Raw genomic sequence first — 24,551 nt, forward strand, 5'->3', positions numbered from 1 at the left:
CAGCCGTGTTCTCAGCCGTGTTCTCAGCCGTGTTCTCAGTCGTGGTGGCAGACGGCTTCGAGATCGATGCCGTTGAGATCGCGTACGAACGAACCGTAGTAGGTCGCGTGGTACTCCGGTTGCAACCCGGGAGCCCTGAGTTCGGTGGCGCCGGCTGCGAGTGCGGCCACGTGAAACGCGTCGACCGACGCCCGGTCCGGTGCACTGAAGGCCAAGTGTGTGTGCGGACCGATCCGTGAGCCTGGTGCGTCGACAATCCAGAAGAACGGTTTCACCGCGGCCCAACCGAACGCGATCATTGCGAGCTGATCGGGTCCGACCGGCACTCGCATGATCTCGGTGACGCCCAGCGGTTCGAGGGCTGCACTGTAGAACTCCGCGCTGGCCGCGAGATCGTGAACGCCGAAGTTCAAGTGGTCGATCTGGGATCCGGTGCGATCGAGTGATGTCATGAGTCCAGAATGCACGGTATTGCGGACACCGACAGTCCGCGTTCATCGAAATGTCGGACGCCCGACAAGTCCAGTTCGTGCCCACGGGAGAGCCTCGGAGGATGGGGCATCGAGACGTGAACATCGGACGGGACATCTCTCTGCGAGGAGGGGCGACGAGGCGACAGTTTCTGACGTGGAGTGCGCTGGTCGGGGCGTTGGCGTTCGCGCCGGAACTGAACCCCGCCAAGGCGAGCGCGCAGTCGGGGACGCCCAGCAGCTATCCGTTCCGGCTCGGAGTCGCGTCCGGTGATCCTCTGCCGGATTCGGTGGTGCTGTGGACGAGGCTCGCCACGGATCCGTTCGCTCCTGCCGGTGGTATGACGCCGGGTGTGGTGCCGGTGCAGTGGCAGATCGCGGCCGACGAACGCTTCACCCGGGTGACGGCGCAGGGCGTCGAACTCGCGACGGAGTTCGACGGGTGGTCCGTCCACGTGGATGTGCGTGGCCTGGAGCCTGCGCGCGAGTACTTCTACCGGTTCCTGGTCGGCCCGCATGCCAGTCCGGTCGGTCGGACGAAGACTGCGCCGTCCGCTGGGCAGCCGCTGAGCAGGCTCGATTTCGGGTGGGCGTCGTGCCAGAAGTGGGAGGACGGGTACTTCGGTGCCTACGCGGATCTGGCGGCGTCGAACCTCGACGTCGTGTTCTTTCTCGGGGATTACATCTACGAGTACGCGATCAAGGACGAGGGCGCCCGGGCCGGTCGACCGAGGCCGGAGTCCGCGAGCCGAGAAACCATGCAGCTCAGCGACTATCGCGACCGGTACGCGATGTACAAGGCCGACGAGAACTTGGCGGCAGCGCATGCGTCGGCGCCGTTCGTGTCGGCGTTCGACGATCACGAGGTGGACAACAACTGGGCTTCGCAGATCAGTCAGGACAATGACGATCCGGTGTTGTTCCTGAACAGGAGGGCTGATGCGTTCAAGGCGTGGTGGGAGAACACTCCGGTGCGGGCGAATCTGAAGCCGCAGGGCCCGGACATGAAGGTCTACCGCCGTTTGAGTTTCGGTGACCTCGTGGATTTCTCGGTGTTGGACACGAGGCAGTACCGCAGCGACCAGGCCAACGGAGACAAGGAACACGCGCAGAACGCGGAGACGGCCGATCCGTCGCGCACCATCACCGGCGCCGAGCAGGAGAAGTGGATTCTCGACGGTTTCGCGTCGCCGTCGAAGTGGAATTTCCTTGCGCACCAGACGGTCATCTCGGATCTAGCGCAAGGCTTGGACGGCGATCGCAAGGTCGGAATGGATCCGTGGAGCGGATACGAGGCGTCCCGTCATCGGATTCTGGACGGCGCACGGGAGCGCGGCACGACGAATGTCGCGTCGATCGTCGGCGACATCCATCGCACGATCGTGTCGGAACTTCGGCGGGACTACCAGGATCAGGCGTCTCCGGTGGTGGGTGTCGAGATCGCGACGACGTCGATCGCGTCGGGCAAGGACGGTGCCGACGTGGACACGACGGGTGCGGCCATCGCGAACGGCTCGCCCCACGTGAAGTACGGCAATGCGCGTCGCGGTTATCTGCGGTCGACGCTCACTCCGGACGAATGGCGTTCGGAGGTAAGGGTTCTCGACGCGGTGTCGAGGCCGGGGGCTGCGGTCCGGACGGCGGCGACGGTCACCGTTCCGGACGGTCGCCCGGAGATCCAACTGGGTTGATCGGCACGGGCGTCGGAGCCGCTCTACCGCCCGTCGGCGATGATCCGGGCGATGTTGCGCTCGGCCAACGCCGTGATGGTCAGTGAAGGGTTGGCGGCGCCCGTGCTGCCCGGGATGAGGGCGCCGTCGACGACGTACACGCCGTCGTGTCCCTTGACGCGGCCGTAGGAGTCGGTGACGTCGCCGATGACTGCGCCGCCGAGGGGGTGGGCGGTGAAGGTGTCGTCGACGTCGCGGGTGAACGGCTCGGCGGAGACGACGGTGCCGCCGGCGTCGGCCATCCGGTTCTGTACTGCGCGTAGTGCTTCCACGGTGTCTCGGCTGCCGCCCTTGGGCCACGACAGTGACATCGAGTCGGTGGCCGCGTTGTAGCTGAAGTTGGCGCGCAGCGGGTCGATCGTCATACCGAGGGATCCGATGAACCCGAGATCCCACGGGACTCCGGGCACGTACCAGTTCTCGACGGTCAAGGGTAGGCCGGAGTCGTCGACGATGCGTGACGCGCACGGCGCGGCCTGCGGGACTCCCGCCGCGGGCCCGAGGGATCGGGTCATGGACGCGTCGCCGTTGGTTCCCCACCCGCGTCCGACGAATTCGTTGAGGTTGCCCAGTGCGCCGGTGGCCTGTGCGCGCAGCAACAGTTCGGTGGTGCCGATGGATCCGGCGCCGAGTACCAGCTTGTCACACGTCAGGGTGCGCGTTTCGAGTACGTTGCCCTCGGGATCGACTCGGCGTACCTCGACGCGGTATCGGCCACCGGATTCGGTGCCGATGGACGCGACCTCGTGGCTGTGCGCGACGAGTGCGTTGCCGGTGGCTTCGGCCTGCGGGATGTAGTTCTGGGTGAGGTCGTGCTTGGCGCCGTTGGAGTTGCCGAACGTGCTGGCGCCGACGGTTGCCGACGGGCGGGATCGACCGGCGATCTCGTCGCGGACGACGTTCCAGTTCCAGTTGCCGTCGACGGCCTCGGGAGTGAAGCCTGCTCGTCGGGCATGGTCGTCCCATGTGCGCGAGTGCGCGAAGTTGGGACTGCCCAGGATGTCGGCAGGGATCGGCGACGGCAGCAGCATCGACCGGGCTTTCGGGTACCAGGTGCCTGCCATCTCGTCGTAGGACAGGCGTCCGCCGAAGGACATGTCGAAGAATCGGCGATCCGGTGCGATGGTGACGCCGGTGTAGACGACGGAACCGCCGCCGACAGCGGCGGCGCGCCAGACCGACAGGTTCTCGAAGCGGGTGGTGTCGAGGACACCACCGAAGTGATCGACCGGCCCGACGGGCAGTCCGGTGATGTTGGTGAACGAGCTCTGACGCCACAGGCCGCGTCCGTCGGCGGTCATGTCGGAGGTGAAGATGTCCCGCCACGGGTCACGCGGCCACCGCAGGCCGCGTTCGAGGACGGTGACCTTGGTGCCGGACTGGGCGAGGCGCAGCGCCGCAGCGCTGGCTCCGAAGCCGGATCCGATCACGATGACGGGGGAATGGTCCGGTGGGCGAGGGGGATCGGCGAAGAGTTCGGGAACGAGGCCACGGATGGACCCGACCCCGATGGGAATGGCACCGGCTCGGCCTGCCGAGGCCAGCGGCGGTACTGCCAATCCGACGATTCCAGCTGCCGCCAGTTGCAGCAGTTGACGTCGCTTCACGTGTGTAGCCCCCTGCAGTTCGAAAACCCTGTGTCCGTCCCGACCACCGGCCATTGTTCCTCATTCGGACACCGAAAAGCGACCGGATGTCCGTGACCTTGGGAAATTTCCAGATCGGCCGTGCCGGGGCGTCAATACTGTGGCAGCTGCTGGACGGCCCACTTGTTGCCGTCGGGGTCCGCGAAGAACACGAACTTGCCCCAGCCCATGTCGACGACGGGGTCGATGTCGAGTCCGGCGTCGATGAGGTGTGCTCGGGCTTCCTCCGCGTCGGCGACGACCACCTGGAGGCCCTCGACGCTTCCGGGGGCGGCGTCGGTGATGCCGCGTCCGACGGCGATGGAGCAGGCGGATCCCGGGGGAGTCAGCTGCACGAACCTGATGTCCTCGGTGGGACTCGAGTCGTGATCGGCGTTGAATCCGATCTTCACGTAGAAGTCCTTCGCGCGGTCGACGTCGGAGACGGGAATGATGACGAGTTCGAGTTTGATGTCCATGACGATCAGTCTGAACGTGATCGCGGACAGAAACGGTCCTCTTCGGTGACTTCGTCGTGAAGAAATATGCCCGACGCGATACTGGTTGGCGTGAAGGTGCGCGTCTCCGTTCTCGATCGTTCTCGAACCCGGCTGGGGTCGCCGGACGCTGCTGCGTTGACGGCGACGATCGAACGTGCTGTCCACGCGGAGCAGCTCGGCTTCCACCGATTCTGGGTGGCCGAGCATCACGGTGTTCCCGGTATCGCCAGCGGCGCTCCTCCGGTGCTGCTCGCGGCGATCGGAGCCAGGACGTCGACCATTCGACTCGGGTCGGGCGGGGTGATGTTGCCCAACCATCAGCCGTTCGTCGTGGCCGAGCAGTTCGCCATGCTCGAAGCGTTGTATCCAGGTCGTGTCGACGCCGGGGTCGGGCGGTCGTTGGGATTCACCGGCCCCGTGCGCGAGGCCCTCCGCACCGGCGCTGCGGATACGTTCGAGGACGATCTGGGCGAGCTACGGCGGTATCTCGACGGGTCGGGCCCGGTGACGGTGCGGCCGGCGACGGCGGCACCCCCGCTGTTCGTACTCGCAACGGGTCAAGGTCTAGCGATCGCGGCTCGTGCCGGGTTGCCGGTGGTGGTGGGTGGACCGATCCTGAAGGGCGACGCGTCGGCGATCGAGGTGTACCGACGTCGCTTCCAGCCGTCCGAGTCCAATCCCGAACCGACCGTGATTGTTTCGCTGGACATCACCATCGCCGATACTGCCGAGCGAGCGCGTGAACTGGTTCTCCCCGAGGCCTGGGCCATGGCCCAATCCAGGCGCACCGGAGAATTTCCGCCGCTGACGCCGCCGTCGGACATCGACCTCGATTCTGCGCCGCCACGGACGCGGGAACGTGTCGAGCGATCGATCGCGGCGGGGGTCCACGGCACACCGGACGAGGTGGCGTCGCAACTCGAGAAGCTGATCGACCGGACCGGCGCCGACGAGATCCTCGCGTCGACGTCCACGTACGACAGAGATGCCCTGTGGCACGCCGACGCCGAGCTGATTCAGCTGGTGAGTTCGCTGTCCGGATAGGCCGACCGTGCTGCGGCGGCACCGCGTCGATGCGCGCTACTGTGGGGAACACGGCATAACGGACTCGCCTCGGACGTCCGCGACACAGGGAGGTTCCCCATGGCTGGCAAGAAGATCGATCGCGTTCATGCGCAGACGGCACTCGAGACGGTTCGCGAGAACCCGGGCATCGCCCTGATCGCCGCAGCGCCTGCCCTTGTGGTGTTCGCCGTGGTGTGGTGGCTCGCCGGTTTCGGAACCGCGCTGCTGTTGTTGATTGCTCTCGGCGTCGTCGGTTTCGTGGCCGCCAAGCTCAAGAGCTGACGAGCGCTAGCGGGGAACGTGGTACCGGGTCAGTACCCCGGTACCACGGCCGATCTCGGCCCACGACGCGTCGAATGTCAGAACGGCGATCGCCGACGTCGGGAACTTCCTGCCGATCTCGATAGCGGCTTCGGACCCGTCGGCTTCGGCCAATTCCAGTGCCGTGAACGGGATCCCGGGGGCATGCCCGACGACGAGGAGTGTATGCACCGCGTCGTCGGTCAGAGCGATCTCGTCGATGATCTCGTCCGGTGACGCGCCGTAGATGCGCTCCTCGAAGGTCACGGGGGCCTCGATTCCCGTCGCGACGAGGGTCTCGCGGGTGCGGGTGGCCGTCGAACACAGGATTGCGTCGACCGTGCCGACGTCCGAGATGATCCACTGGCCACCGAGCGCCGCTTCACGCTCTCCTCGCTCGGCGAGCGGACGATCGTGGTCGGGAACACCGTCGGGGTAGCCGGACTTGCCGTGTCGCATCAGGACGAGGGTGCGCGTCATGGATACCACCGTATCGGCCCGCGCGAGCCTCGCTCGGTCTACATTGTCACTCGATCAGGGGTGGATCGTGTCGAGGGGGGAATCTCGTGCGTAGTTCGGTGACGACAGTTGTTGCTGCGGTTCTGCTGGTTGTCGTAGGCAGTCCGGCGGGAGCGGTGCCTGGGGTGTCGGGCGCCGAGCGCAGGAGCGAGACGCCGGTGGTGTCGAGTTCGCCCGTCACGGAGGTGGAGGCGTCGGTGGTCTCGGTGTTCGCGCCGCTGCCGCCCGACGCGTTGCCTCATCCACCGGAGTGCGACACCCTGTCCTATCTGCGGTGGAAGTCCGTCGACGGCCCCACCGAATCCGCCGACGCCGACCGCATCCTCGTCGCTCAGCCCGGCATCTTCGAGGGCGCGAGCGCGTTCGAGTCGGTCGCCGGAAACACCGTGTCGGCTGCCGCCGCGCAAGGATCGTACGTCGAGTTCTGGGCGCTCGATCGTCGGTCGAACTGCCTGGAGGATCACACCGGTACCCGGGCGGCGCTGGCAACCGGCAACCTCGAGACGGCCACCAATTACTACTACGGTGGCGCGGAGATCGACGGCCGAACCTTCGACGGTTTCGCGGACGGTGGCCGCACTGCGTGGTTGTCGAATCAAGGCATCGAGCAGACAGTGCGTGACCAGTACGATCTGTTGCGCTTCGAACTGCCGGATCAGAAGCTTCGTAAAGAGAAAGTGTTGTGTGGTGGCCACTCGCTCGGCGGGTTCGTCACCGGGTACTTCGCCGAATGGGACTTCGACGGAAATCCTGAAACACTCGACGACGCCGGCTACAACCAGTGCGGCGGCTACTTCGCCCTCGACACCATCGTCAAGGCCGGCACCCCGCCACTTGTTCGCGGAATCCCGGATCTCGATCTGCCTGCGGCTGTTGCCGATCCGATTGCGGATCTCACAGGCCTCGTGGACAGTGCGCTTCCGGTTCTCGCGCTGCCCGCCGTCATCAATCCCGAGACCACCAATTTGCTCGCGATGGCCGGAGTAGCGGCGAGGCTGGACCCGGGCGGTGTGAACGATCTGGTGAACGTGTTGCCGAACAACGTCAACATCGACGCGACATTGAGGGCGCTGCTGTCGAAGGACGCACTCATGGCAACCACCGGGAATCCGTCGGTACGCACGTTGTACGCCACGAACGACGCTGTCCTGGGTGCGTTGCTCGACGACAATTCACAGCCGTTCGGCTTCCTGCAGGCCAGTGTCGGGTTCATCGGTGCACAACCTGTGGTCGACAAAGCATTTCCCACGTTGCCGGGAATGGAGAACCTGCCGGTGGTCGGGAGTGCACTCGGTGACGCGAAGAAGGCGGCCCCTGCGCTCTACGGCGACCCGAACACCGTGTACACCTGGAACGATTACGACTCGCTCGACAGCTCGCCGCAGACCGCGCGTTACACCGATTCCAGCAGCGAGGTCACGTCGATTTCACAGCTGGCGCGCAGTCTCGCCGAGCCGCCGCTCGACTTCACCGAGTGGTACTTTCCCACGAAATTGAGCACAGACCTGGCGCAGTCGAGTTCGACGGCCATTCGCGAGCATCGCCTGCACCGTGACGGAGTGCACCGCAATCCAATCCTCACTCTGCAGGGGACCGGCGGGATCGAGCTCCCTCCCTCCGGTCGCCCTGGCGACCGTCCGATCGTTGTGCAGGGGTACAACCACCTCGACGTGCTGACGGCTGCACGCACCCAGAACAACGGGCTGCCGGAGGTGGTCAGCACCGAACTCGCACGGTTCGCTGCGAACCCGTCGTAGGGACGCGCGTGTCGCCACCCTCGTCGACCTGCTACCTTGAACGCCGTTCAAGTTTGCATCACGAGGAGTGGTCATGTCAGGTTCCGAAGGCGTACAGGAGTCACCGGTGGCGAGTTCGAGGTTTCACGTCTCCGCTCGAGACATGGCGCAGGTCGCAGTGTTCGCCGCGCTCATCGCAGCTCTCGGGCTCGCCGGGGCCATCACGGTCGGCTTCAGTGGCGTTCCGATCACGCTGCAGACCCTCGGTGTCATCCTGGCGGGCGCCGTTCTCGGACCACGCAAAGGCGTCATCGCGGTAGCAGTGTTCATCGCGTTGACCCTGATCGGGCTGCCGCTGCTCTCGGGCGGACGCACCGGGCTCACCGCGCTGGCAGGGCCGAGCGCCGGCTACCTCGTCGGCTGGATACCTGCCGTCTTCGTGATCGGGTTGCTGACCGTACGGATCCTGCCCAAGTACCCCGTCGTGCTCGGACTGCTCGCCAACGCGATCGGCGGCATCGTCGTCGTCTACATCTTCGGGACCATCGGCTTGCTGCTGCGCACGGACCTGAGTGTGTGGGCCGCCGTCTCCACCAACTTCGCCTTCGTTCCCGGTGACCTCGTCAAGGTCGTCATCGCCACCGTCGTCGCGAAGAGTGTTCACCGGGCGTACCCGGGCATCGTCCACACGTGAAGTTGCCGCACGCCGCGGACGCTCTCGCGATCGACTGGGCAGGCACCCGGCTGACCTACGCGGAGTTCGACGCCGCGGTCGACGCCTGGCCCGCACCTCGTCTTCACGAACACTCGGCACACGACGCGTCGGAACTCGCTGTTCCCGATGCCTTGATCTGCGTGTTCGCGGCAGCCAGGCAGGGCCGAGCGGTGCACGTCGAGGACCCGGCAGCCAGGCCCGAGCGCCAGTCCGTGCCTGCGGGCGCATGGTTGCTGATCGGCACGTCCGGGTCGACGGGCAGGTCTCGGCCGCTCGCCCGGACAGTGCAGTCCTGGACGGACAGCTTCGACGAGTTCACCTCCATCACCGGTATCGACGGGACCGACCGAGTGCTCGTCACCGGTCCGTTGCACGCGACCATGCACTTGTTCGCCGCCGTCCACGCCCTGTGGGTCGGTGCATGCGTGACCGACGATCCGCGAGGTGCGACGGTCGCTCACGCAGTGCCCGCTGTCCTCCGAACTCTCGTCGAGACCGCCCCGGAACTGCGCCTCGCCGTCGTGGCAGGCACGACTCTCGATTCCCGGGCAGCCGAGGGCTGGAGTGGAGACGGCAGGAACGACCGATTCGATCGACTACATCTCCGTGTGGTCGAGTACTACGGTGCGGCCGAACTGTCGCTCGTCGCTGCCCGCGTGGTCCCGGAGCCGCTGCGGTTGCTTCCCGGCGTGGACGCGGAGATCCGCGACGGTCTGCTGTACGTCAGGTCGCCGTACCGCGTCCTCGGCGCCGACGAGTGGGTCTGCGTCGGCGACCTGGCCGAGCTCGGGCCCAACGGTGACCTCGTCGTCCGCGGCCGAGGTGACGCAGCCGTCGACGTCGGTGGTACGACGGTCATCGCCGAGGACGTCGAACGACTACTCGACGCCATCGACGGAGTGCGCGCGTCGGCGGTCGTCGGGACACCACATACGATCCTCGGGGCGACGGTGACTGCCGTCCTCGAACTGGACGACCCGGTCGTCCTCGATTCCGTCAAGGCCCGTGCTCGCGCCGCATTGCAGAAGGAAGCAGTCCCGAGGCGGTGGGTCGTCGTCGACCGTCTACCTCGCACCGGTAGCGGAAAGATCGCCCGCGCCCGAGTGAGAGACTCGTTGTCATGAGTCGGTCTGCGTACAGTGCTGCTGCGCCGGTTCTCGTGGCACCACGTCGAACGCCGATCGGCAACGCGGGCCACGGATTCTCCGCGCTGACGACGACGGATCTCGCGGCTCCGGTCCTCACCGCCGTACTCGAGACGTTGCGCGACGCCGGGGCGCCACACCAGGTGGACGACGTCGTCCTCGGCAACTGCCTCGGTCCCGGCGGCGACCCGGCGCGAATCGCATCCCTGGCCGCCGGGCTCGGCGTCGACGTGCCCGGCGTGACAGTGGACCGGCAATGCGGTTCCGGCCTCGACGCCGTCGCGCTCGCCGCCGCCCGAATCCGCAGCGGCGAGGACAACCTGATCCTGGCCGGCGGCGTCGAATCCGCCAGCACCGCACCGTGGAGACTCTGGCCGGACACGCGCGAGCGCTACACCCGTGCACCGTTTGCTCCTCCCGGTTTCCCCGACCCCGACATGGGAGTCGCGGCGGACGATCTTGCCAGGATCCGAGGGATCAGCCGAGAACGTCAGGACGCCTATGCGGCCCGTTCGCATGCGCTGGCCGCGGCGACGGATTTCTCGTCCGAGATCGTTCCGATAGCCGGCGTCGATCGCGATCAACGCATTCGGTCGAACATGACCGAGGCCAGGTTGGGCCGACTCCGTCCGGCATTCACGCCGGACGGCACCGCGACCGCGGGAAACTCGTGCGGAATCTCCGACGGCGCAGCCGTTCTCGCCGTGACGACGCAGGCGGGTTCGAAAGGTCTTCCGGCGCTACGTGTTCTGGGGTCCGCGGTGGCGGGATCCGATCCGTCGCTGCCCGGTCTCGGCCCGGTTCCCGCCATCGAGAAAGTGTTACGTCGCACCGGGGTTGCGCTGTCCGACATCGGCGTCGTCGAGATCACCGAGGCGTTCGCATCCGTCGTGCTCGCAGTCGCCGACGAACTGGACATCGACGAGGATCTGCTGTGCCCGCAGGGCGGTGCCATTGCGATGGGGCACCCGTGGGGCGCATCGGGCGCAATCCTGCTCGTGCGGTTGGCGACTTGGATAGTCGCGTCGGACGGGCCGGAACTGGGACTGGCCGCGTGCGCCATCGGCGGCGGCCAGGGGGTAGCGATGATCGTGGAGCGTGTGCAGTGAGCGAGATCGTGTTCGAGCAGGTTCGTCATGCCTTCGGTGAACGAGAAGTGTTGCGGGGCATCGATCTCACCATCACCGAGCGGCGTGTCGGCATCATCGGGTCCAACGGATCCGGCAAGTCGACGCTGGCGCGGACGATCAACGGGCTGCTCGCGCCGACATCCGGAAAAGTGACCGTCGACGGCATCGACGCGGCGAAGAAGGGCGCACAGGTCCGTAAGAAGGTGGGGTTCGTCTTCACCGATCCGGACACGCAGATCGTCATGCCCACGGTCGCGGAGGATCTCGCGTTCTCACTCCGCCGATCGGGGCTGAGCAAGCCCGAGATCGCCGAGCGAGTCCAGGACATACTGACGAGGTTCCGCCTCGACGGTCACGCCGAGCATCCCGCGCATCTGCTGTCCGGCGGTCAGAAGCAGCTCCTGGCAATCGGAGCCGTCCTGATCCGCAGGCCGGAGGTCGTCGTCGCCGACGAGCCGACCACTCTCCTCGATCTCCGCAACGCCCGAGTCGTCGCCGACGCGTTGGACTCCATCGACCAGCAGGTCATCGTCGTCACCCACCAGCTCGCTCTTCTCGAGTCGTTCGAGCGCGTCATCGTCGTCGACGACGGTGCGGTTGCGTTCGACGGCACCCCCGACGCGGCGGTTCCGGCGTACCGGGAGTCGGTCCTGTGATCGGGCTGTACCGGCCGGGGAGCTCTCTGTTGCATCGGTTGCCTGCGGGTACCAAGCTGCTATTGCTCCTGGCGTCGATCATCCTCGCCACGATCTTCGCGCGCACACCCGTGCACGTCGGCGCGGTCGCACTCGTCGTTGCCGGGTTGTTCGTCGTGGCACGTATTCCGCTGAAACTTGCTGCGGCGCAGCTACGTCCCGTGCTGTGGATGGTGCTGATCATCGGTGTCTTCCAGGTGATCATCACCGACTGGCAACGCGCGGTGGTGGTGTGCGGAGTGCTCGTGATCTCCGTTGCCCTCGCCGCACTCGTCACGTTGACGACCCGAGTGACGGACATGCTGGACACCGTCACTCGCGCGCTCGGACCACTCCGTCGGTTCGGCGTCGACCCCGACCGCATCGGTCTGATGCTCGCCCTGGCCATCAGGTGCATCCCGGTGCTGGCCACCATCGTGCACGAGGTGTCCGAGGCGCGCAAAGCACGCGGATTGCAGTGGTCCATGACTGCCCTCGCCACGCCTGTCCTCGTCCGTGCACTCCGCACCGCCGACGCGATGGGCGATGCCCTCGTCGCTCGTGGCGTCGACGATTAGAGGGGCGATCAGCGCGTGAGCCCGCTACTCACCGACCGCATAGCCGGTCACGCACGCGAGAATCCCGACGCGATCGCCGTCGTCGACCGTCGGGAATCGGTGACGTACGGCGACTTCTGGGAACGTGTCCGCCGCACCGGCGCCGGGATGAACGGCATGCGACGCGTTGCGGTCCTTCCCACCTCGGACGTCGGCTCGCTCGTCGCGGTGACCGCGGCGATGGCGTCGGGAATCGGTGTGGTGCTGTTGCACAGGCATTTGCTGCCCAGCCAGTTCGGCAGGGTCGTCGAACTCGCCGCGCCGGACGTGGTGATCGCCGCGGAGCAGCAGCATCGACGGGTGGCATCGCTCGGCTGGTCCGACCCGGTCGCCGGTCTGGACGGCCGAGGGCCGCACGGGAGCCCCACCGCGGGCAGTGAATTGTTGGTCGGGATCACGTCGGGAAGCACCGGCGAGCCCAAGCTCTTTCTACGCAACCAGCGTTCGTGGGCCAGGACGCTGGACCGCAGCGACGCCGTGTTCGACGTTCAGCGGGGAGACCGCGTGTCGACGCCGGGGGTGCTGGACCACACGCATTTCCTGTACGGCGCGCTGCACGGGTTGACGCGCGGCGCATCCGTGGACGTCCGGTCTGCGGTCGACGCACTGAACAGTGGCGCGACACATCTCTATTCGGTGCCGACGATCGCGTGGGACGTCGTGCGCGCCGATGTCGGCCCGGTAGGGAGTGTGCGTGAAGTGCTCTCCAGTGCGGCCCGTTGGCCGGAGTCGGGGCGTCGAACGCTGCAGAACGTGCTGCCGAACGCGTCGCTGGTTCACTTCTACGGCGCCTCGGAGCTGAGCTTCGTGTCCTACGACCGCGGCGTCGATCCCGGCCCGGGAATACTGTTCGACGGTGTCGAGGCGCGGATCGTCGACGGGATCGTTCATGTGCGCAGCGATATGCTGTTCGACGGCTACCTGACCGACGAGGGACTTGCAGGCGGGCCGGTCGACGGCTGGATGACGGTGGGAGACCGAGGAAGTGTGGACGGGTCGTCGCTGACTCTGTTCGGTCGTGATTCCGAGACGTTGATCCGGGGTGGGCTGAACGTCGAGCTCGCACCGATCGAGCATGCAGCCCTGAGTATTTCCGGTGTTCTCGAAGCGGGAGTCGCTGCGATTCCCGACGCACGATTCGGTGAAGTACCCGCGCTCGCACTCGTCGTGGGCGCGGGCGCACCGCCCGTCGAGCGCATTCGTAGGTTGTTGCGCGAGGCCCTGCCCGCCCCCAGTGCGCCGACGCGGATCCTCGTGGTGCCCGCCCTGCCGCGCACCCCGCGCGGCAAGTTGGACCGTCAGGCCCTCGGGGCGACCTTGGCCACGGAGCGCACCGCATCGTCGACGACGAACCACACGGTGAGTGCGCCGCCCTCGTAGCGGTGACGAATGGTCACGTGGTCGCCCGCCAGAATGGGGGAGAGGTACTCGATGACGGCCCGGTGCGGGGCGTGCAACAGGTCGGCGTGATCGACCAACAGCTCCTCGACGGCGTGCCAGTACGCGGCGTTGTTGACGTGGTTGAACGGGTCGATGTCGGTGGCGCGCAAAGGAAACTGCACGTCGGTGTGTGCGGGTGACGGCACCGGCTCGGTCAGCCAGGCCTTCCACCGCAACCGATGCTCGTCGGTGGTGCGTGCCAGCAAGGCCAAGGCCTCGTCGCTGATCCGGGTGGGCATACCGGTACTGGCACTGATGTTGATCCAGAATCCCTCGGTCTCGATCGACGCGCCCTTGTCGGTGGTGATGTTCACGCGCATGTTCGACCACCTCGTCGACATCGACGAGCACCACCGTCTCATGTGCACTCGGTCCGGGAACTCGACCGGGGTGTGCACGTCGATGACCGTGCGCCGCACGATCCAGAACGGGTCCGTGACGCCGAGCGAGGTGGCGTCGAGATTGTCCGACCCGATGTCCTGCAGGTAACGGGCCATACCGTCGAACCGCAGGCGGTTGTTGGGGTCGACGTCTCCGGTGCGGACGGTCCAGTTGGTCTCGAAGCCCTCGCCGTCGGCCGGTGCCGGGGCAAGAGGGTCGTCGAAGCCGACAGGTTCGGGGCTTCGCCGTGCTGCGCTGGTTCCGTCGGTCATGGTGACCGAACCTACCCGGCCCGGCGCGTCACAGGACCCGGCGCGCCTTCATTCCGTCGAACACCGGCCCGATCTTGACGACGTCACCGAAGGTGGGCGCGTGCACCATCTGCCCGTTGCCGACGTAGATCGCGACGTGCCCGGGACCACCCGCCTGCCAGTTGCCGAACAGCAGGTCGCCAGGCTGAGCCAGCCCGAGCGGGATTTCCGTGCCGACGTTCCACTGTGTCTCCGAGGTCCGCGGGAGGGTCACCGTGCCTCCGGACGCCTTGAAGATGGCGTAGGACGTCAGACCGGAGCAGTCGAACCCGCCGCCCGACGGTCCGTTGATGTTGCCGCCGCCCCACACGTACGGCAGACCGAGATAGTTCATGGCGGACCGGACGGCATTGGCGCCTGCACCGGCGATGTCCAGGGCGGAGAACGGGTTCAGTATCGCGGAGAACTGCATTTCCGTCGCGCGAATCTTCGCGACGTACGGCTTCGTCTGATTCTCGTAATCCGGTGTTCCGGAGGGCATCCCGCCGGAACGAAGGACTGCGCCCGCACCTGCGTTGTACCCGGCAATGGTCAAGTCGAGGGTGTCACCACTGACCCGTCCTTCGGACTTCCACTGGGAAACCTGACTGTGGATGTCGCACAACATGTTTCCCGACGCCATCACCGAATCCGCGATCCCGTTGATGTCGGCCACACCGTCACCGTCGGCGTCCTTGCCGTAGGTCGCCCACGTTCCCGGCATGAACTGCCCGGGGCCACGTGCCCCGCTCGAGGACACCGGGGCCGTCGGACCGTGCCGGAACCCGTTCTCCGCGGCGTACAGCGCGGCGATGACCGGTGCCCCCACGCCGTCGCAGATGGCCCCGGCCTTCATGAGCCAGGGAACGAACGCGGTGATCGCACCGATAGGCGACGCGGATACTCCGGTGAACGTGGCAGGTACCCCCGGGAACAGCGCACGCCGAAGTGCCTCGGCGGCGGGCATGAACGCCGTCTGCGACACCAGATCGCCCAGGGAAAACGTCGACGTACCGAACTGCATGGCGCCGCTCGCGCTCGGAATCAGTGCCCCGAGTGAGGTGATGGGCGAACTCGCCACCGAGGTGACGGGCACCTGCGGCAGGGGCGGCGTCGGCGGTGTTTCCGGCGCGGCGCCCGAGTCCGCCGGTTCGGTCTCCTCGGTCTTCTCGGTGTCCGGTTCGTCCGGGAGCATCGGGTCGGCCGCGGATTCGATCGCGGACGCGGCACCGTCGAGCATGGCGGAGGCGTCGTCGCGCTGGGTGTCGGGAAGGGACCCGAGAAGGTCGTCGAGTTGCTGTTGCAGACCGGGTGCGGCGTTCTCCGCGGATTCGGCGACGCCTGCAGCTCCGTCCTGGATCGGTGGGGGAAGGTCGGTCCCTGCTGCCGCCCCCGCTGCGGACACGATGACGGCCACGATGACTGCGATCGGATCGCCTGCCATGTAACAACTCCTGGTGCTGTGCGTCTCTCCCCGAACTGCTGCCGTGCCCACTCATCCCCGCGTGAGGTGGCTCACATCATCATGCCCTGCGACAGCGTTCTGTGGTTCGGAATGCGCGGACGCAACCTACGCGTCGCACCTTCCATTGCGGCCGCGGTGCGTAGGTTGGCGGTGCGGACGAGAGGAGAACGAATGGACAAGCGAGTGGTGTCACCGGTGAGCGTGTGGGATCCCGGCGCTCAGTTGTTGTCTCAGTGCGTTGCGGTGGAGAACGCGTCGACGACGCTGTATCTGTCGGGCCAGACGGCAATCACGGAAGACGGTGAGTTCGCGGGAATCGGGGATGTCGAGGCGCAGATTCGTCTGGCGTTCGAGAACATTCGCCTGATCGTCGATGCGGCCGGTGGAACCCTGGAGAACGTGGTCAAGCTGACCGTGTACTTCGTCGACATCGCACACCTCGACACCTACACCGCGGTTCTCGGTGAGCTGTTTCCCGAGACCAGGCCCGCGCAGACCGTCGTCGAAGTTGCTCGGCTTGCAATGCCGGAGTTGCTGATCGAGATCGACGCCGTCGCGGCCCTCTAGACGAGCGTCGACCAGTAATCCGAGAACCTGATGCCGACGAGGGCGATCACCACGGCGTACCAGAGCGCGAGGATCGTCCAACGCCATTCGAGCAGCAGCCTCGGGACGGTGCCCGCGCGCTCGCGGTCGACGAGTTGGGACAGCGTGACGACGAAGATCGGCATCGTGACCGCCCAGACGACCATGCAGTAGGGGCACAGTGCGCCGATCTCGTAGAGGCTCTGGTCGATCAACCAGTGGATGAACACCTCGCCGAGCAGGGTGCCCAGCGACAGTCCGAGCCAGTACCAGTGCGGTAGTGCGACCTTCGCGAGGGTCAGGATTCCGGTGACGAGCACGACCGTGAAAGCGACGATCCCGATGATGGGATTGGGAAACCCGAACAGTGCGGCCTGATCGGTGGTCATCACCGAACCGCACGACAACACCGGATTCAAGCTGCACGACGGCACGTAGGACGAGTCCTCGAGCAGCTTGAATCGTTCGATCGTCAGGGTCAGTGCCGCGAGGAGTCCGAGTATGCCGCCGACCGTGAGGACCCAGGCGGTGACCTTGCTGGTGGGCACTGCTCTACTGTGCCGCGGTGATCGCGGCCCGCAGGTTGTCCGGCGTCGGGACGTCGACGACGGTGCCGTTGACCGACACGGTCGGGGTTCCGGTGACGCCGGAGTCGATGACGTTCTGCGTCTGGCTGGTGACGTAATCGGTGTAGGTGCCGTCGGTGATACAGCTGCCGACGTCGACCTGAAGTGTCCGGGCGATTCCGTTCAGGTCGTCGTCGCTGAGGCCGGCGCCGCCCTCGGCCGGTTGCTGCTCGAACATGGCCTTGTGCCATGCAGGCCACTTGGAGATGTCGGCCTCGGCGACGCACATGCTTGCGTTGGCTGCGCGCGACGAGTAGTTCGTCGACGACATTCGGTCGAGAATCGCGATCGGCTTGTAGTCGACGGCGATGGTGTTGTCGGCCACGAGCTCGGAGAGGGTGTCGCCGGAGATCGCCTCGAACTGCTTGCAGGCAGGACACTGGAAGTCCTCGACGGCGGTGACGACGACGGCAGCATTCGGATCACCGATGCGGATCGCACCGTCCTCGGTGACGACCGACGGCGTGGCGGCCGGCGTTGCGGTGGTGTCGTCGGAATTCTTCGACGCGATGTTGAAGCCGATGACGGCGACCAGCGCCACGAGAACGACGGCGACGCCGACCTGGATCAGGGTGCGTCGCTGTTTGTCCTTCTTGCCCTGCAGGGCAGCCGCAGCTGCCTGTGCCTTCTTCTTGCTGTTGTTGCTCGCCCTGTCTTTGCTCACCGATATCCCTCGTTCAGCCGAAATGCTCGACCCAGCATATGCAGGCGAACCTGAGGACTAGGTGAGAGAGACGAGCCGTTCGATGGCGAATCCGTAGCCCGCGATTCCGAGTCCGGCGATGACCCCGGATGCGATGGGGGAGACGAACGAGTGGTGACGGAACTCTTCTCGCGCGTGAACGTTGCTGATGTGGACCTCGATGATCGGTACTTCCGGGATCACCAGTGCGTCGCGGAGGGCGACGGAAGTGTGGGTGAGGCCACCGGGGTTGATGACGATTCCCGACACGCGCCCCCTGGCTTCGTGGATCCAGTCGATCAGGTGGCCCTCGTGGTTGGACTGCTCGGCTCGGACGGTTCGTCCGTGCGCGGCGGCGGTCTTCTCGCACAGTGCGACGACGTCGGCGATCGTCTCGTGGCCGTACACCTCTGGCTGACGCGTTCCGAGCATGTTCAGGTTCGGTCCGTTCAACACCAGGATGGGGTCGGCCATGGGCTTGCTCACTTTCGTCTCTGTCGCGTCCTGTCGGATTCGATCCTTGCACAGGGCACCGGGCAGAATGTGGGCAGTGAGAAGCGCGTGGGTGGTCTGGGGTGTCGGTGTCTTCGCGTACATCGTTGCCGTGCTGCACCGCACCGCGTTCGGTGTCGCAGGGCTCGACGCCGCCGACCGGTTCGTGATCAGCCCGTCGCTGCTGTCGTCGTTCGTCGTTCTTCAGGTCGTCGTTTATGCGGCGATGCAGATCCCGGCGGGTGTGGTGCTGGATCGCGTCGGGTCTCGGAAGATGATCGCGCTCGGTGCGTTGTTGATGACCGTCGCGCAACTGGTACTGGCATTCACCGATTCGCTTCCTCTGGCTGTGGCGGCTCGTGCGTTCGTCGGAGTCGGGGATGCTCTGACGTTCATCTCGGTGTTGCGTCTGGTCCCACAGTGGTTCCCGCCGAGGCAGGTTCCCATCGTGTCCCAGCTGACGGGTCTGCTCGGCCAGATGGGACAGATCCTGTCTGCAGTGCCGTTCCTCGTACTGCTCAACGGGCCGGGCTGGACGGTCGCGTTCGGCAGCGCCGCGTCCCTGGGACTCGTCGCCTTGGTCCTGACGCTTGCCCTGGTTCGAGATTCTCCTCCCGGCACCGAATTCACCGAGAAGGCGACGTCGATGCGCGAGACGTTCGCGACGATCGCACAGGTCTGGAAGCGTCCCGGCACGCGACTAGGGTTCTTCTCCCACACCGGTACGCAGTTCTCGATCACCGTGTTCGCGCTGTTGTGGGGCATTCCGTACCTGACGTCGGCACAGGGTTTGTCGTCGTCGACGGCTGGAGCACTGTTGTCGATCTCGGTGGTGTCGGCAGTGTTCTCCGGCATCGGACTCGGCATCCTCACCGGGCGGTATCCGATGCGCCGATCGTGGATGGTGCTGACCATCATGATCAGCAACGCGGCGATGTGGGGGATCGTGCTCGCACTCCCAGGTCCGGCTCCGCTGTGGCTGTTGGTCGTCCTCGTGGTCGTGATTTCCGTGGGAGGTCCCGGATCGGTCATCGGTTTCGACTACGCACGTACGTTCAATCCGAGCGCCAACCTCGGCACCGCGCAGGGCATGGTCAACATCGGCGGATTCACCGCGTCGCTTCTGGTCATCGCCTCGATCGGATGGATCCTCGACGCGTTCGGCGGGTACACGTTCGAGGGCTTCCGGGTCGCGTTCCTCGTCCAGTACCCGGTGTGGATCGTCGCGATCACCGGCGTCGTGTTGACCCGTCGCAAGACCCGCAGGCAACTCGCCGACGAGGGGATCTACCCGCACACGATGCGCGAAATCCTCCAACGCTTCCGAGACCGCTGAGCCGCGGAGACCGCTGAGCGTCGGAGACCGTCGAGACCGCTAAGCGTCGGAGACCGCCGAGACCTCGACCGGAGTCTGATATCCGCGCAGCTCCACCGGCCCGGTCGACTGCCAGTGACGTGCTTCATCCGCGCCGGCGTCGTCGACGAGTCGACTGCTGACCAGCACCCTGCCCGGCGCGAGTTTGGCGAGATCGGACAACCTCGCTGCACAGTTCACCGGCTCTCCGATGACGGTGTACTCGTATCGCTGCAGTGCTCCGATGTCCCCGGCGAACACATCACCTGCAGCAACGCCGATCCCGAAGTCCATAGGAGCGGAGCCGGCGGAGTGACCGGGGGTGGCAGGAGCGGAGCCGGCGGAGTGACCGGGGGTGGCAGGAGCGGAGCCGGCGGAGTGACCGGGGGTGGTGCGGGTGTCGAGGGATCCGAGCGCGAGGCGTAGGCGTCGGGCAGCTTTCAAGGCGGCGGCAGCCGGGTTATCGATGGGTTGGGGCGCGCCGAAGACGGCGAGTGCGGCGTCGCCTTCGAATTTGTTGATGAAGCCGAGGTTGTCGTCGACGGTGTCGACGACGATGGCGAGGAATTCGTTGAGTACTTCGGCGACGCGTTCGGGCGGATGGTCGACGGCGAAGGCCGTCGACCCGACGAGATCGATGAACAGGACAGCGGCGTACTGGACGTCGTCGCGGGGGAAGTCGGATTGTTCGAGTGCTCTCGAGGCGACCTGGGTGCCGACGTGACGACCGAAGAGGTCTCGTAGTCGCTCGCGCTCGGTGAGTCCGCGCGACATGCTGTTGAACCCGCGTTGCAGACTCCCGATCTCCGACGAGTCGTAGACCGGGACGGCGACGTCGGTCCGTCCCTTCTCGATCTCCGTCATCCCTTGGCTTACTTCTCGCACAGGCTCGGACACCGATCGAGCGACGAGGATGGTTCCGCGCAGCCCGGTTCCGAGGGCAATTGCGGACACGATGAGGATGGGGAGCTCGATCGGGGCGGGGATTGCGATGGGCTTTCCGGTCGAGTGCACGATGACGATCAGCGTGATCGCAGCCACCGGAATGGCCGTGCACACCAACCAGGTGAGGATCAGTCGTGCGAGCACGCTCAGCTCACGTCGTGCCGGGGTGCCCGTCGACGCCAGCACGGTGACGGGACGCAGTGACCTCTCGGTCAACAGGTATCCGGTTCCGGCAGTGGTGACCGCACCGAACACGGTGCCGATGACGATGAGGACCGTCACGTCGTGTTCCGCGTCGTGCGTCAGCGCTGCCATCGAGAACCCGAATGCCAGCCACAGCGCGAGGTGCGACGCGGTGTGGTGCAGCGGAATCCGCGTCGCACGTTTCGATTGCTCGACCGTCGGGATGTCCTCACGTGCGAACCACCGCAGGGTGGGCAGGATCAACACGATGCCTGCGAGGGCTCCGACCGTGATCCCGAGCGGGACGATCCATCGGAATGCGCTGAATGCAGGGTCGGTCAGAATGCTGCCGACCGTCGCGGTCTCGGATCTGGCGAGCAACGCCACAACGAAGATCACCTGCACCGCAGCCGCGATGTTCAATGCGATCAGCGACGCCCCGTACTTGACGGCGACGCGTCGGGCTTGCCGGGCGGTCACCGGAGTTCCCGAGGCGGTGACGGGGTGATTGCTGCGACGAGGGCGGTCATCGCGGACTGCGCGCTGTCGGTTTCCGTCGGCCCGAGCGCGGCGAGGGCCGCGATCAACGCGACGATCTCCTCGAACGACAAGTTCAGGGGAGAGGGCTTGTCGTGGCTGGGAAGTCGGCTGCCGCCGCCTGTTCCCGGTACCGACACGATGGGAACGCCGGAGTCGACGAGACGACGGCGGTCGCGTTCCACAGTTCTGGCGCTGACCTGTAGTTTCTCGGCCAGAGCGTCCGTCGGAACGGGCAGTGGCGAGTCGGCGAGGATTTCGATGAGACGTTGCTGACGCACCACGCGTCGCAGCGTCAGGTGGTTGTCGCGTGAGTCGGAGCTCGTTTCGCGGGGCACAATCGGAGATTCTTTCCGATTACCGTCACTGGCGTGGCGGGAATGCGTCGTAGGTTGTTCGTTCATGACCTCCACCAGCACCGAATCGATAGAGGACTTCTTCGACCGCTACACCGGTTACCTGTCTTCAGGCGACATCGACGCCCTCGCGGACATCTACCACTATCCAGCTCTCGCGGTGTCGCCGCGTGGGTGCCTCGCCGTCACCGATCCACAGCAGACGCGTGGCTTCTTCAGCCAGGGGCAGCAGTTCTACCGATCCCGCGGAATCCAGGGCGTCCGAGCGAAGGACATCGTGACCGACATCGAGGGCAACGGGATCTGGGTGGGACATCTGCTGCTCGAGAACCTCGATGCCGACGGCAGACCCGTCGGCGTGGAGCGCAATGCCTATCAGATCGTGCTCGACGCCGATGGCGCTCGCCGTATCGCGGTCACCACCCCTCTGGACGGAGTCTGACGCGATCGACGGAGTCTGACGCGTTCGACGGTGTCTGACGCGTTCGACGGTGTCTGACGCGTTCGACGGTGTCTGACGCGTTCGATCTTGTTTGCGGGCGTTCACAGCATTTCTCGAGGTTGTTCCCAGCGGGGTCGAACCCGGTCCGGTCACTCTGGTCTTCGATACCACCGACGGAGGACTTTCTCGTGACCACAACGCTTCTGCCGCCGACTCCTGCGGAACCACAACCCCGGCATCGTAAGACCGTGCGGTTCTCACCGAACCGTCACCACGTACTGCTGGGCGTGCTCCTCGCGGCGACCGCCGTGCTGTACCTGTGGAACCTGACCGCCAGCGGATACGCCAACACCTTCTATGCCGCTGCGGCGCAAGCTGGTTCGAAGGACTGGACTGCATGGTTCTTCGGTTCGCTCGACTCGGAGAACTTCATCACCGTCGACAAGCCGCCGGCATCGCTGTGGGTGATGGGATTGTCGGCTCGGATCTTCGGGTTCTCCAGCGCCAGCCTCCTGGTGCCGCAGGCATTGATGGGTGTGGGTGCGGTCGCTGTCGTCTACGCCTCAGTCAAGCGTGTCGCAGCGCCCACGGCAGGGCTCCTGGCCGGTGCGGTCTTGGCGTCGACGCCGGCGGCGGCGTTGATGTTCCAGTTCGACAATCCCGATGCACTGCTGGTGTTGCTGATGTCGATCGGCGGATACTTCGTCGTGCGCGCCCTGCAGACGTCTGTCGGTCGACGGGCGGCGATGTGGCTCGCGTTCGCCGGCGTCGCGCTGGGTTTCGCGTTCCTGACCAAGATGCTCCAGGGCCTGCTGGTGCTCCCTGCTTTCGGGTTGACGTATCTGGTTGCAGGACAGGCGCGTCTGCGCGCAAGGTTGTTGCATCTTGTCGGTGCGTTCGCCGCGCTCGTCGCCGGAGCCGGGTGGTGGGTTCTGACCGTTGCGCTCTGGCCTGCCGACGCACGCCCGTACATCGGAGGTTCGACGGACAACACCGTCATGGATCTGGTGCTCGGCTACAACGGACTCGGCCGCATCTTCGGATCCGACGGCAATGCCGGTGGCGGAATGGGCGGCGGTGGAATGGGAGGGGCCGCGGGTTCCAGTTTCGGCGGCAGCACGGGACTGGACCGGCTGTTCGGTAGTGAGATGGGCATCCAGATCTCGTGGCTGATCCCCGCCGCGTTGGTGGCACTGGTGTTCGGGCTCATTGCTCGGGGACGCGCACCGCGCACCGATCTGCTGCGCGCTTCGCTCGTTCTGTGGGGTGGTTGGTTCCTGGTGACGGGTTCGATCTTCAGTTACATGTCCGGAACCATCCACCCGTACTACACGGTGGCCCTCGCGCCGGCTGTTGCAGGCATGGTCGGGACCGGCGGCTATGCATTGTGGATCGCACGCGAATCCGTGTGGGCGCGTCTCGGTCTGGCGTCGATGATGCTCGCGGCAGGCGGATGGGCCTGGGTTCTGTTGCACCGCAACGCTGACTGGCTGCCCGCTCTGAAGTGGATCCTGTTGCTCGGAACCGTCGTCGCTGCTGTCGCGATCCTCGGTGCGGGTCGGTTCCGTGTACTCGCCGTCATCGCTGCCCTCGTCGGCTCGATCGCAGGTCTCGGCGGCGGTGCGTCGTATGCCATCGCCACCTCGTCCACCGTCCACAGCGGATCCATCCCCACCGCGGGTCCCGTCGGTGCCGTCTCGGACTCCGGCATGGGCGGCGGTATGCCGGGTGCAGGTATGCCGGGTGGCGGAATGCCGGGTGGCGGTATGTCTGACGGCGCAGTTCCCGCGGGTGGGATCCCTGAGGGTGGTATGCCCGAGGGAGAAATGGTTGAGGGTGAAATGCCCGGTGCTGCCGCAACAACCGATGGTGACGGCGCAGGTGCTGACGGCCAAGTCCCGGACAGTCCGGTGGCCGGAGACGAAGCCGGTGTCATGGCTGGTGGTGGCCCCGGTATGGGTGGCGGTTCCGCTTCCAGTGATCAGGTGAACGCTCTGCTCGAGTCGGCCGACACCAAGTGGTCCGCTGCGGTGAACGGATCGCAGACAGCCGCGACCTACGAGTTGGCTACGGACACAGCGGTCATCGCTATCGGAGGGTGGAGCAGTGATCCCGCGCCGACTCTCGATCAGTTCATCTCCTACGTCTCGAATCACGAAGTCAAGTACTACATTTCCGGTGGCCGGGGCGGCGGAATGGGCGGCGGCATGCCCGGTGGTGGTGACTCGCAGTCCACATCGTCCGACATCGCGGAGTGGGTCGCAGCGAACTTCACCGCTACCGCCGTGGATGGCGTCACCGTGTACGACATGAGCGGATACACAGGCTGACCGACAGTCCATGGACGCCGATTCGTCCGAGTCCCTGCACCGTTCAGAACGGTGCGGGGTCGTCGGTGTCGTTTGTCGGCGGGGTGTGGGTTGGGTTGGTGGTGGTGTGGGTCTTGTTGGTGGTGGGTCTGCGTTTGCGGGGTATGTGGGGGATGAGTGATTGTGCGGTGAGGTCGGTTGTTCCGTAGGTGTTTCCGGGGAGGGTGACTGCGGAGTT

The 24,551-nt window shown here is 65.9% G+C and carries 25 protein-coding genes; 14 read left to right on the forward strand and 11 right to left on the reverse strand.

Translation table 11 applies throughout. The annotated features are described in order from the left end of the window. Positions 1–35: 35 nt before the first annotated feature. Entirely contained in the window at positions 36–452 is a 417-nt protein-coding gene (locus CH293_RS16415; RefSeq protein WP_094720837.1) for a VOC family protein, read from the reverse strand. Positions 453–553: 101 nt separating this feature from the next. Between CH293_RS16415 and CH293_RS16420 the strand changes: the two genes are divergently transcribed. Further along, positions 554–2,161 (forward strand): alkaline phosphatase, encoded by a 1,608-nt coding sequence (locus CH293_RS16420; RefSeq protein ID WP_094720838.1) that lies wholly within the window; start codon positions 554–556, stop codon positions 2,159–2,161. A gap of 23 nt (positions 2,162–2,184) precedes the next feature. On the opposite strand, the gene CH293_RS16425 is transcribed toward CH293_RS16420, so the two are convergent. Both CH293_RS16425 and CH293_RS16430 read right to left on the reverse strand, forming a co-directional pair. Beyond that, positions 2,185–3,807, reverse strand: coding sequence for a GMC oxidoreductase (locus tag CH293_RS16425; protein WP_037105662.1), 1,623 nt, complete (start codon positions 3,805–3,807; stop codon positions 2,185–2,187). Between the two features lie 131 nt (positions 3,808–3,938). Beyond that, a complete protein-coding gene (locus tag CH293_RS16430; protein WP_026347865.1) occupies positions 3,939–4,304 on the reverse strand; it encodes a VOC family protein in 366 nt (121 codons plus the stop codon). 96 nt (positions 4,305–4,400) lie between these two features. Here CH293_RS16430 and CH293_RS16435 point away from each other — a divergent pair, with 96 nt between their 5' ends. Then, positions 4,401–5,369: an LLM class flavin-dependent oxidoreductase gene (locus CH293_RS16435; RefSeq protein ID WP_170945263.1), complete on the forward strand. Its 969-nt coding sequence runs from the start codon at positions 4,401–4,403 to the stop codon at positions 5,367–5,369. Between the two features lie 99 nt (positions 5,370–5,468). Beyond that, complete coding sequence (locus tag CH293_RS16440; RefSeq protein ID WP_037105667.1) at positions 5,469–5,672, forward strand: hypothetical protein; 204 nt, start codon at positions 5,469–5,471, stop codon at positions 5,670–5,672. Between the two features lie 6 nt (positions 5,673–5,678). Here CH293_RS16440 and CH293_RS16445 read toward each other — a convergent pair whose 3' ends face one another. Beyond that, complete coding sequence (locus CH293_RS16445) at positions 5,679–6,170, reverse strand: histidine phosphatase family protein (RefSeq protein ID WP_094720824.1); 492 nt, start codon at positions 6,168–6,170, stop codon at positions 5,679–5,681. A gap of 98 nt (positions 6,171–6,268) precedes the next feature. On the opposite strand from CH293_RS16445, the gene CH293_RS16450 reads away from it, so the two are divergent. From CH293_RS16450 to CH293_RS16480, 7 genes are all read left to right on the forward strand, one after another. Next, complete coding sequence (locus CH293_RS16450; protein WP_217900765.1) at positions 6,269–7,966, forward strand: hypothetical protein; 1,698 nt, start codon at positions 6,269–6,271, stop codon at positions 7,964–7,966. A 142-nt stretch (positions 7,967–8,108) separates the two neighbouring features. Beyond that, positions 8,109–8,639: a biotin transporter BioY gene (locus tag CH293_RS16455; RefSeq protein ID WP_019665527.1), complete on the forward strand. Its 531-nt coding sequence runs from the start codon at positions 8,109–8,111 to the stop codon at positions 8,637–8,639. Continuing rightward, positions 8,636–9,784 carry an AMP-binding protein gene (locus CH293_RS16460; RefSeq protein ID WP_094720826.1) on the forward strand — a complete coding sequence of 383 codons (1,149 nt, stop codon included), beginning with the start codon at positions 8,636–8,638 and terminating at the stop codon, positions 9,782–9,784. Before CH293_RS16455 ends, CH293_RS16460 begins: the two co-directional genes overlap by 4 nt. Continuing rightward, positions 9,781–10,914 carry a thiolase family protein gene (locus CH293_RS16465; protein WP_094720827.1) on the forward strand — a complete coding sequence of 378 codons (1,134 nt, stop codon included), beginning with the start codon at positions 9,781–9,783 and terminating at the stop codon, positions 10,912–10,914. The genes CH293_RS16460 and CH293_RS16465 overlap by 4 nt, the downstream gene beginning before the upstream one ends. Beyond that, entirely contained in the window at positions 10,911–11,591 is a 681-nt protein-coding gene (locus tag CH293_RS16470) for an energy-coupling factor ABC transporter ATP-binding protein (RefSeq protein ID WP_037105680.1), read from the forward strand. The genes CH293_RS16465 and CH293_RS16470 overlap by 4 nt, the downstream gene beginning before the upstream one ends. Continuing rightward, on the forward strand, positions 11,588–12,187 hold the full coding sequence (locus CH293_RS16475; RefSeq protein WP_094720828.1) for an energy-coupling factor transporter transmembrane protein EcfT: 600 nt from the start codon (positions 11,588–11,590) through the stop codon (positions 12,185–12,187). Before CH293_RS16470 ends, CH293_RS16475 begins: the two co-directional genes overlap by 4 nt. A 15-nt stretch (positions 12,188–12,202) precedes the next feature. Next, complete coding sequence (locus tag CH293_RS16480; protein WP_094720829.1) at positions 12,203–13,606, forward strand: AMP-binding protein; 1,404 nt, start codon at positions 12,203–12,205, stop codon at positions 13,604–13,606. Here CH293_RS16480 and CH293_RS16485 read toward each other — a convergent pair. Continuing rightward, positions 13,525–14,319 (reverse strand): acyl-[acyl-carrier-protein] thioesterase, encoded by a 795-nt coding sequence (locus tag CH293_RS16485; RefSeq protein ID WP_037105688.1) that lies wholly within the window; start codon positions 14,317–14,319, stop codon positions 13,525–13,527. The two genes, CH293_RS16480 and CH293_RS16485, sit on opposite strands and share 82 nt — an antisense overlap. 28 nt (positions 14,320–14,347) lie before the next feature. Beyond that, on the reverse strand, positions 14,348–15,781 hold the full coding sequence (locus tag CH293_RS16490) for a bifunctional lytic transglycosylase/C40 family peptidase (protein WP_094720830.1): 1,434 nt from the start codon (positions 15,779–15,781) through the stop codon (positions 14,348–14,350). A 192-nt stretch (positions 15,782–15,973) separates the two neighbouring features. On the opposite strand from CH293_RS16490, the gene CH293_RS16495 reads away from it, so the two are divergent. Further along, entirely contained in the window at positions 15,974–16,369 is a 396-nt protein-coding gene (locus CH293_RS16495; RefSeq protein WP_094720839.1) for a RidA family protein, read from the forward strand. Here CH293_RS16495 and CH293_RS16500 read toward each other — a convergent pair. Genes CH293_RS16500 through aroQ form a run of 3 tightly spaced genes read right to left on the reverse strand, consistent with a single transcriptional unit; the run spans position 16,366 to position 18,169 of the window. Then, positions 16,366–16,935: a vitamin K epoxide reductase family protein gene (locus CH293_RS16500; protein WP_094720831.1), complete on the reverse strand. Its 570-nt coding sequence runs from the start codon at positions 16,933–16,935 to the stop codon at positions 16,366–16,368. The genes CH293_RS16495 and CH293_RS16500 overlap by 4 nt on opposite strands. Before the next feature lie 4 nt (positions 16,936–16,939). Further along, on the reverse strand, positions 16,940–17,677 hold the full coding sequence (locus CH293_RS16505; RefSeq protein ID WP_094720832.1) for a thioredoxin domain-containing protein: 738 nt from the start codon (positions 17,675–17,677) through the stop codon (positions 16,940–16,942). A gap of 57 nt (positions 17,678–17,734) precedes the next feature. Then, a complete protein-coding gene (aroQ, locus tag CH293_RS16510) occupies positions 17,735–18,169 on the reverse strand; it encodes a type II 3-dehydroquinate dehydratase (RefSeq protein WP_170947486.1) in 435 nt (144 codons plus the stop codon). A gap of 67 nt (positions 18,170–18,236) precedes the next feature. Here aroQ and CH293_RS16515 point away from each other — a divergent pair, with 67 nt between their 5' ends. Next, the gene (locus CH293_RS16515; protein WP_094720833.1) at positions 18,237–19,523 is read left to right on the forward strand and encodes a nitrate/nitrite transporter; all 1,287 of its coding nucleotides are present in this window, start codon (positions 18,237–18,239) and stop codon (positions 19,521–19,523) included. Between the two features lie 39 nt (positions 19,524–19,562). Here the strand turns inward: CH293_RS16515 and CH293_RS16520 are convergent, their stop codons facing one another. Both CH293_RS16520 and CH293_RS16525 read right to left on the reverse strand, forming a co-directional pair. Beyond that, entirely contained in the window at positions 19,563–21,149 is a 1,587-nt protein-coding gene (locus tag CH293_RS16520) for an adenylate/guanylate cyclase domain-containing protein (protein WP_094720834.1), read from the reverse strand. Continuing rightward, positions 21,146–21,544 (reverse strand): YafY family protein, encoded by a 399-nt coding sequence (locus CH293_RS16525; protein ID WP_255122889.1) that lies wholly within the window; start codon positions 21,542–21,544, stop codon positions 21,146–21,148. The genes CH293_RS16520 and CH293_RS16525 overlap by 4 nt, the downstream gene beginning before the upstream one ends. 64 nt (positions 21,545–21,608) lie before the next feature. On the opposite strand from CH293_RS16525, the gene CH293_RS16530 reads away from it, so the two are divergent. Both CH293_RS16530 and CH293_RS16535 read left to right on the forward strand, forming a co-directional pair. Next, positions 21,609–22,004 carry a hypothetical protein gene (locus CH293_RS16530; protein ID WP_094720835.1) on the forward strand — a complete coding sequence of 132 codons (396 nt, stop codon included), beginning with the start codon at positions 21,609–21,611 and terminating at the stop codon, positions 22,002–22,004. 278 nt (positions 22,005–22,282) lie between these two features. Further along, positions 22,283–24,334 (forward strand): glycosyltransferase family 39 protein, encoded by a 2,052-nt coding sequence (locus tag CH293_RS16535; protein ID WP_094720841.1) that lies wholly within the window; start codon positions 22,283–22,285, stop codon positions 24,332–24,334. Positions 24,335–24,551: the final 217 nt, after the last annotated feature.

Origin of the sequence: Rhodococcus sp. 14-2470-1b (genome assembly GCF_002259415.1) — a bacterium.
Taxonomy (GTDB): domain Bacteria; phylum Actinomycetota; class Actinomycetes; order Mycobacteriales; family Mycobacteriaceae; genus Rhodococcoides.